The sequence below is a fragment of the Amycolatopsis sp. NPDC101161 genome, assembly GCF_044768185.1.
Classification (GTDB): Bacteria; Actinomycetota; Actinomycetes; order Mycobacteriales; family Pseudonocardiaceae; genus Amycolatopsis.
The window spans coordinates 604791-611216 of record NZ_JBIWPI010000005.1 but is presented as its reverse complement, the minus strand read 5'-3'; the positions used below and the strand labels follow the sequence as shown (position 1 = coordinate 611216).

The 6426-nt window shown below is 71.8% G+C and carries 4 protein-coding genes; 2 read left to right on the top strand and 2 right to left on the bottom strand.

The window, feature by feature from the left end; all coding sequences use genetic code 11:
• Positions 1 to 432 precede the first annotated feature (432 nt).
• Positions 433 to 1116 carry an HU family DNA-binding protein gene (locus ACIRSS_RS36305; protein WP_400903301.1) on the bottom strand — a complete coding sequence of 228 codons (684 nt, stop codon included), beginning with the start codon at positions 1114 to 1116 and terminating at the stop codon, positions 433 to 435.
• 370 nt (positions 1117 to 1486) lie between these two features.
• Complete coding sequence (locus ACIRSS_RS36300; protein ID WP_400903298.1) at positions 1487 to 2176, bottom strand: M15 family metallopeptidase; 690 nt, start codon at positions 2174 to 2176, stop codon at positions 1487 to 1489.
• Between the two features lie 234 nt (positions 2177 to 2410).
• Here ACIRSS_RS36300 and ACIRSS_RS36295 point away from each other — a divergent pair, with 234 nt between their 5' ends.
• Together ACIRSS_RS36295 and ACIRSS_RS36290 are read left to right on the top strand one after the other, a co-directional pair.
• Positions 2411 to 3097, top strand: coding sequence for a DUF7019 family protein (locus ACIRSS_RS36295; RefSeq protein WP_400903296.1), 687 nt, complete (start codon positions 2411 to 2413; stop codon positions 3095 to 3097).
• Positions 3098 to 6403, top strand: a complete 3306-nt coding sequence (locus ACIRSS_RS36290; RefSeq protein WP_400903293.1) for a protein kinase — start codon at positions 3098 to 3100, stop codon at positions 6401 to 6403.
• The last annotated feature ends 23 nt before the right edge of the window (positions 6404 to 6426 follow it).

Below are 6426 nucleotides of genomic sequence, written 5' to 3'. Positions count from 1 at the left end.
TTGCGGGCCCCCCCCCACATTCTTTCGGGGGGGGGGGGTTTAGTTGTTGGGGGTTTCGGCGCGGCGCCCCCCGCGGGGGGCGCCCACCACCCGCCCCCCCCCCCGGCCGAGGCCCCTCACGCGGGTGGAAGTCCCGTACTCACGCGAACCCGACCAGCCCGGAACAGCTATCCGGCCGCGGATCGACGGCGTTCGCGCCCAGCACGGCCGTCAGGCCCGCTGAGATCGCCGCGGACGCCTTGGCACGGATCTTCCTGGTTGCCCCTCGTTCGGCAGGTACCAACACCTCAGGACGCATCCTCCGCAGCCCGTCTCGCCGTCCGGGGCACCAACGCCCCAGGACGCATCCTCCGCGGCCCACCCAAGAAAGCCCCAATACGCCGAAGGGCCCCGCACCAGCCGGTGCGGGGCCCTTCGGGGATGAAACGGGAGTTACTTCTTCTTGGCGGCCGAGGTGCGCTTGGCCGGGGCCTTGGCGGCGGCCGGCTTCTTCGCCGCGGTCGCGGTCTTCGCAGCGGCGGCCGGCTTCGCGGCAGCGGCCTTCGCCCGCGTGGTGGTCGCCTTGGCCGGGGTGGCCTTGGCCGCGGTGGTCTTCGCCGCCGCGGTCCTCGTGGCGGCCGGCTTCGCGGCGGGGGCCTTGGCGGCCGTGGCCTTCGCGGCCGGCTTGGCCGCGGTGGCGCGGGTCCGCGTGGTCGTCGCCGGCTTGGCCGCGGCCGCACGCGTGGTGCGGGTCGTCGTCGCCTTGGCCGGAGCCGCGGCAGCCGCGGTCTTCGTGGCCGTCGCCCGGGTCGCGGTGGCGGTGGCGCGCTTGACCGGAGTGGCCTTCGGCAGCTTCTTCGAACCGGAGATGACGTCCTTGAACGTCGTGCCGGCGCGGAAGGCGGGAACGTTGGTCTTCTTGACCTTCACGGCCTCACCGGTGCGCGGGTTGCGCGCGGTACGAGCGGCGCGAGCGCGCTTCTCGAACACGCCGAAGCCGGTGATGTTGACCTTCTCGCCCTTGTTGACCGTCCGGATGATGATGTCCACCAGACCGTCAACGGCCTGCGCAGCCACCTTCTTGTCGTCGCCCAGACGCTCCGACAGCGCCTCGATCAGCTGGGCCTTGTTCGTCATTCCAGTCCTCCATAGTGGAACTAGCCGTCAGGCCCATCTCGGCCGACGTCACACAGCGTATTACCAGGAGGGCACAAAATCCAAACAGGGGTGACCCTGAACTCCGTTGTGTCGCCTGGGAAGTCTCCGCAGGCCATCGGGGACTCCGACGCGGGCGCGCCAACGAAACGGCTCTGACCTGCGATTTCGCCACACGCGAGCGCGCAAAGTCCATATTGGACAGGGTCGGCAGTCGATCAGCTGTTCGATGTCGGTCGCGGAAACCCCGGGCGGCACAACGATGACCGCCGACCCCGCAGGATCGCCGCCGGATCCCTCCGGCGACGATCCTGGGCGTCTCCCTTCATTCCCGGCGCGGGGCGCCGGGATGTCAGGGCTTCTCGAAGTGCTGGTAGTCGATCGGGGTGTCCCAAGAACCGCCCCAGGTCCAGCCGCGGGTGGTGAACGCCTGCTCGGTGGCGTCGCCCGCGTGGATCATGCCCGGCACGGTCTGCGTCCGGTCGACGTACGGTGCGCCGTTGGGCGGGTAAACCGCGCCGCTGCCGGAGATGTACGGGTTCTGCACGGTGTTGATGTCGATAGCGCGCCCGTAGGAGTGGTTGGACCAGGCGGTGCCGCCGGTGATCGCCCGGCAGTTGAACGCCGACGTGTTGTTCGCGGCCATCGACGCGTCGTCGTCGGAGTCGTACTTCTCCACCGTCTCCATCCGCTCGATGGGGAACCGGCCGAAGTACAGGTCGGCGAAGACGCGGGCGACCTCGGTGGCGCGGTCGGCGTTGACGACCAGTTCGCCCCGGTGCACGGCACCGTCGAAACCGACGAAGTTCAGGCTCACCAGCCGCAGCTGGTCGGGACCGACCGGGCAGCCCTCGTGCCAGCTGGAACCGAGCCGCTCCGCGGTGACCGGCTTGATGACGGCGACGTAGGCGGGCAGGCCGCTGCCGGCCGGCGCCGCGAGTTCCACGGTCTGGGCCGGGGAAGCCGACGCCGGCACCGTGCCGGCCAGAACCGCGGGCAAGGCGAACGCGAGGAGAGCAAGCAATTTCGTTCTCAGGTTCATGAAGGAAACACACTTCCTTTTGGTATCCACTGAAAAGGTTGCGAGCGGACCATTTCCGGCCATCCCCCAGTCGGGTGAAGACGCTCTCGCCGGGTCGAAAGTGCCAGCGATGCGCGAATAGCGTCAACGGCGCCGAAAACGTTTCGCCCCCCACTGAAACGTCTTTTGGCGGCCCGGAACCGGCAACCTCTTCGGCGGGCACGCCGTGACCAGGCCCGTCTCGACGGCGGCGGTATGCTCGACACGGCGCCGTCGGGGATGGGGAGCACGTTGTCGTTCCGGTACTACTTGTACGTCAGTGACAGCAAAGTCGACATGCTGCTCGCGCAGATGGACCCGGCCTTCACCCGCAAGCGCACCACCGAGGTGAGCCTGAACCTGAAGATCTTCGGCGGGAAGCGCGCCTCGGAGGCCCCCGCCGGCGGCGAGCGCACGGCACGGCTGCAGCGGGTGGTGCGCTACCTGGAGGACCACGGCGACCTCGGCACGGTCGACGAGCCCGGCCAGTTCTTCTGGGGGCTGATGCCGCTGCGCTGGGGGCCGTTCCCCGCCGAGCCGACGCTGGCGTACTTCGGCGGCAGCGCCGAGGGCACCGTGGTGGGCCTCGGCGGGTCCGGCAACCACTTCCTCGGCGCCGCACCCGCGGCCGCGCCGGCCATCCCCCGGTCGCTGACCCCGTCGCTGCTGGCGGGGTTGCGCGCGGACCCCGGGATCGGCGCGCTGGCCGAGACGATCAAACACCCGGACGACGAGCACCACCGCACCGCCTTGGCCGCCGTGCACCGGGCCAACGAAGCCATGCCGGGGCCGGAGCAGAACCTCGAGTTCGTCGCCAAACGCCTGCTGCACGGCCCCAGCCCGACGACCGCGGGAACGCGGGTGCTGCTCGGCAGCCCCTTGTACGTGGCGCTGGTGGACTAGATGTGGTCGCCGGGGGACGTCGTGCTCGGCGTGTACGAGGTTCGCGACGTCGTCACGACCGGCGGCATGGGCCTGGTCTACCGGGTGTGGCACCGCCAGTGGGGCATCGAGCTCGCCGTCAAGACCCCGCGTCGGGAACTGGTTTCCTCCCCCGCCGACGCCGAGCGGTTCGAGGCCGAGGCGGAGGCCTGGGTCGGCCTCGGCACGCACCCGCACCTGGTCAGCTGCGCCTACGTCCGCCGGGTCGACGGCACGCCAAGGGTTTTCGCCGAGTGGGTCGACGGCGGCAGTCTCGCCGAAGCCGTCCGCGGTCGCGCGCTCTACCGCGGTGGCCACCGCACGGCGGTCCGCCGGATCCTCGACCTGGCGATCCAGTGCGCCTGGGGCCTCGGGCACGCGCACGAGCGAGGCGTCGTCCACCAGGACGTCAAGCCCGCCAACATCATGCTGGACGTCGACGGCGCCGCGAAGGTCACCGACTTCGGCCTCGCCCACGTCCGGGCCCCCGGCGACGCGCCGGCGCCGCTCGTCACCGCCGACGGCGGGATGACCCCGGAGTACTGCTCGCCCGAACAGGCCCGGGGCGACCGGCTCGGCCCGGGGACCGACGTGTGGTCGTGGGCGGTGAGCGTGTTCGAGATGTTCGCCGGCGGACCGCCCGCGCTGTTCGGCCACGCGGCGGCGAGCGTGTTCGAGCGGTTCCTCGAGTCCGAACCCGGCGACGCGCTCCTCCCGCCGATGCCCCGGGGTGTCGCCGATGTCTTGCGGCGCTGCTTCACGGACGATCCCGAAGCGCGCCCGTCGGACTTCGGCCCGATCGCCGACGAACTGGCCGAGGTCTACCGGGCCGCGGTGTTCGAGCCGTACCCGCGGCAACGACCGGACGAGGCGCCGCTGCTCGCCGACGGCCTGTCCAACCGCGCGCTTTCCTTGCTGGACCTCGGGCACGCCGAGCGGGCGGACGGGCTCTGGGACGACGCGCTGAGGATCGACCCGCACCACCCGCACGCCACCTACAACCGCGGGCTGCGCCGGTGGCGCGCGGGAACGCAGACCGACCGGCAGCTGGTCGCCGAACTGGAAGCGGTGCGCCTGGGCCACGCCGGCGACCGGACAGCCGATCACCTGCTCACGCTCGTCCACATCGAGCGCGGCGACAAGGACGCGGCGCTGCGCCTGCTGCGGGATCTGCCCGACAGCCCCGACACCGAAGCGGCCCACGCCCTGCCGGACCGCCGCGTCACGACGAGGCCCGGCACGGTCTACACGAACCGCAAGAACCCGATCGCCTTGAGCGCCGACGGCCGGGTGGCCGCGGTGACGTTCCGGGACGCGGAGATCGAAGTCTGGTCGCTGCCGGACGAACGGGTGCGGCAGATCCTGACCGGGCACGAAGACCGCGTGCGGTCGGTGTCCTTGAGCGCCGACGGCCGGATTCTGGTGTCGGTCGACGGGCACGGCCGGGTGCGCGTCTGGGACACGGCGACGGGCGAATGCACCCGCACGGTCGAGCTGCCGCCGGGCGAGGTCGAGGCCGTCGCGGTCAGTCCCGACGGCACCCTCGTGGCCGCGGTCGGGGACGACGGCTCGGTGCGGCTGCTGCGCGACACCGTCGACGTGCTCGGCGGCACGGGAGCGAAACCCGTCGGCGGCTTCGGCTGGGCGATCGCGATCACCGCCGACAACCGGCGGGTGGCTGTCTTCGACGGCAACGACTGGACGTTGCGGGTGGTGGAAGTCAGCACCGGCGTGCAGCTCTGGAAACACGCCCGCCTGCAGGGGAACTGCACGATCAGCCCCTCCGCGCGGTTCGCCCTCTCCGCCACGGAAGCCGGCGAAATGGTGCTGCTGGACCTGACGGCGTTCGAAGCCCGGAACCTCGGCAGCGCCGTGCCGTGGGGCGGCGGCTTCGGCTGGCTGGCCGTCGCCGACGACGGCCGCACCGCGGTGAAGACCTTCGACCTGCTGCTGCAGGGATGGCGCCTCGACGAGGGCCGGTGCACGTTCACCACCACCGTGGAATCGCGCAGCCCGATGACGGTCACCGCGGACGCCGAGGGGCGAACGGTGCTGGTCGTGCTCGGCAGCCGCACGCCCCGGACCGTCCACACCACCGCGGTCGTCCACATCCCCGAACCGGGGCCCGCCGCGCCGTGGAGCTACGCCCGTCCGCAGCCGACCGATCGCTTGGCCGGCGACGCGCTGGTGGCCGCGGAGAACCTCGACCTGGCCCGCGACCTCCTGGAAACCGGCCGCCACACCGATGCCCGGCGGCAGCTGGAGCTCGTGCGCGGGATGCCCGCCTACCGCAGGCACCCCGAGCTCCGCACGTTGTGGCGGCGGATCGGCGCGGTCAGCGAACGGACCGCCTTCGCGGGCGTGTGGCCCACGCGTCGCTTCGACGACGTCCTGACCGGCCGGACCGCGGTCACCCGGGACCTGCGCTACGCCTTCGCGGACCACTTCGGCCGCGGCGTGCGCGTCCACGACCTGCGCACGGGTGAGGTGCGGACGGCGCGGGACCAGCACGAGCTGGCCTTGGAGTACGCGATCCCCTGCGCCGACGACCGGCACGTGCTCACCGAGGACTCCGAGCGCGCCGAAGTGTTGTGGGACCTCAAGACGGCCCGCCTCGCCGGGGTGGTCGTCCGGGACGACAGCGGGCAGCCCGTGCTGAAGGTCGAGAACCCCGCGTTCGAGTTCGTGCGGCGGAACGGAATCAGCGTCCTGCGCAACCGGCTGACCGGCCAGGGCGTGCACGGGTGGTCCGTGCACGCCGACGAGCGGGTCGTGCTGTCCGGCGACGTCGCCGTGCTGGTGAAGGACGACGGGCGCGCCCGCGTCCTCGATGCCCGCACCCTCACCGCGGTGCGCGAGACGGCCCTGTTCTCCGGCGGGCTCGTCCGCCTCCGGCGCACCCACCCGGGCGGCGGGGTCGAGACGACCGGGGCCGGGTCCGTCGTGGCCAGTGCCGACGGCCGGGTCGTCGTCGCCACCCGGCAGAGCTTCGACAACCACGGGGACATCGTGCTGGCCGTCGCGGGCGCACCCGAAGCCGTGGTGGACGTGGCCGACGAACGCGTGACGTCGTTGGCGCTGACCGCCGACGGCGACCTCCTGCTCACCGCGGCCACCCGCCAGATCCGGCTGTGGCACGTGCCGACCGGCAACCTGGTCACCGAGATCGAATGCGCCGAGGAAGTCGAGGCGGTCGAGATATCGGCCGACGGGTGCGCGGCCCTCGCCGTCGTCGGTATCCACCACATCCAATGCTGGGAACTGGACTGGGACTACCGGCCGCGCTGAAGAGTCCGGGAAGGACGATCACC

What these genes read in the sequence shown, in the direction of transcription:
- ACIRSS_RS36290 (WP_400903293.1), top strand. Translation starts at nt 3,098, where the DNA reads ATGTGGTCGCCGGGGGACGTCGTGCTCGGCGTGTACGAGGTTCGCGAC.
- ACIRSS_RS36300 (WP_400903298.1), bottom strand. Translation starts at nt 2,176, where the DNA reads ATGAACCTGAGAACGAAATTGCTTGCTCTCCTCGCGTTCGCCTTGCCC.
- ACIRSS_RS36305 (WP_400903301.1), bottom strand. Translation starts at nt 1,116, where the DNA reads ATGACGAACAAGGCCCAGCTGATCGAGGCGCTGTCGGAGCGTCTGGGC.
- ACIRSS_RS36295 (WP_400903296.1), top strand. Translation starts at nt 2,411, where the DNA reads ATGCTCGACACGGCGCCGTCGGGGATGGGGAGCACGTTGTCGTTCCGG.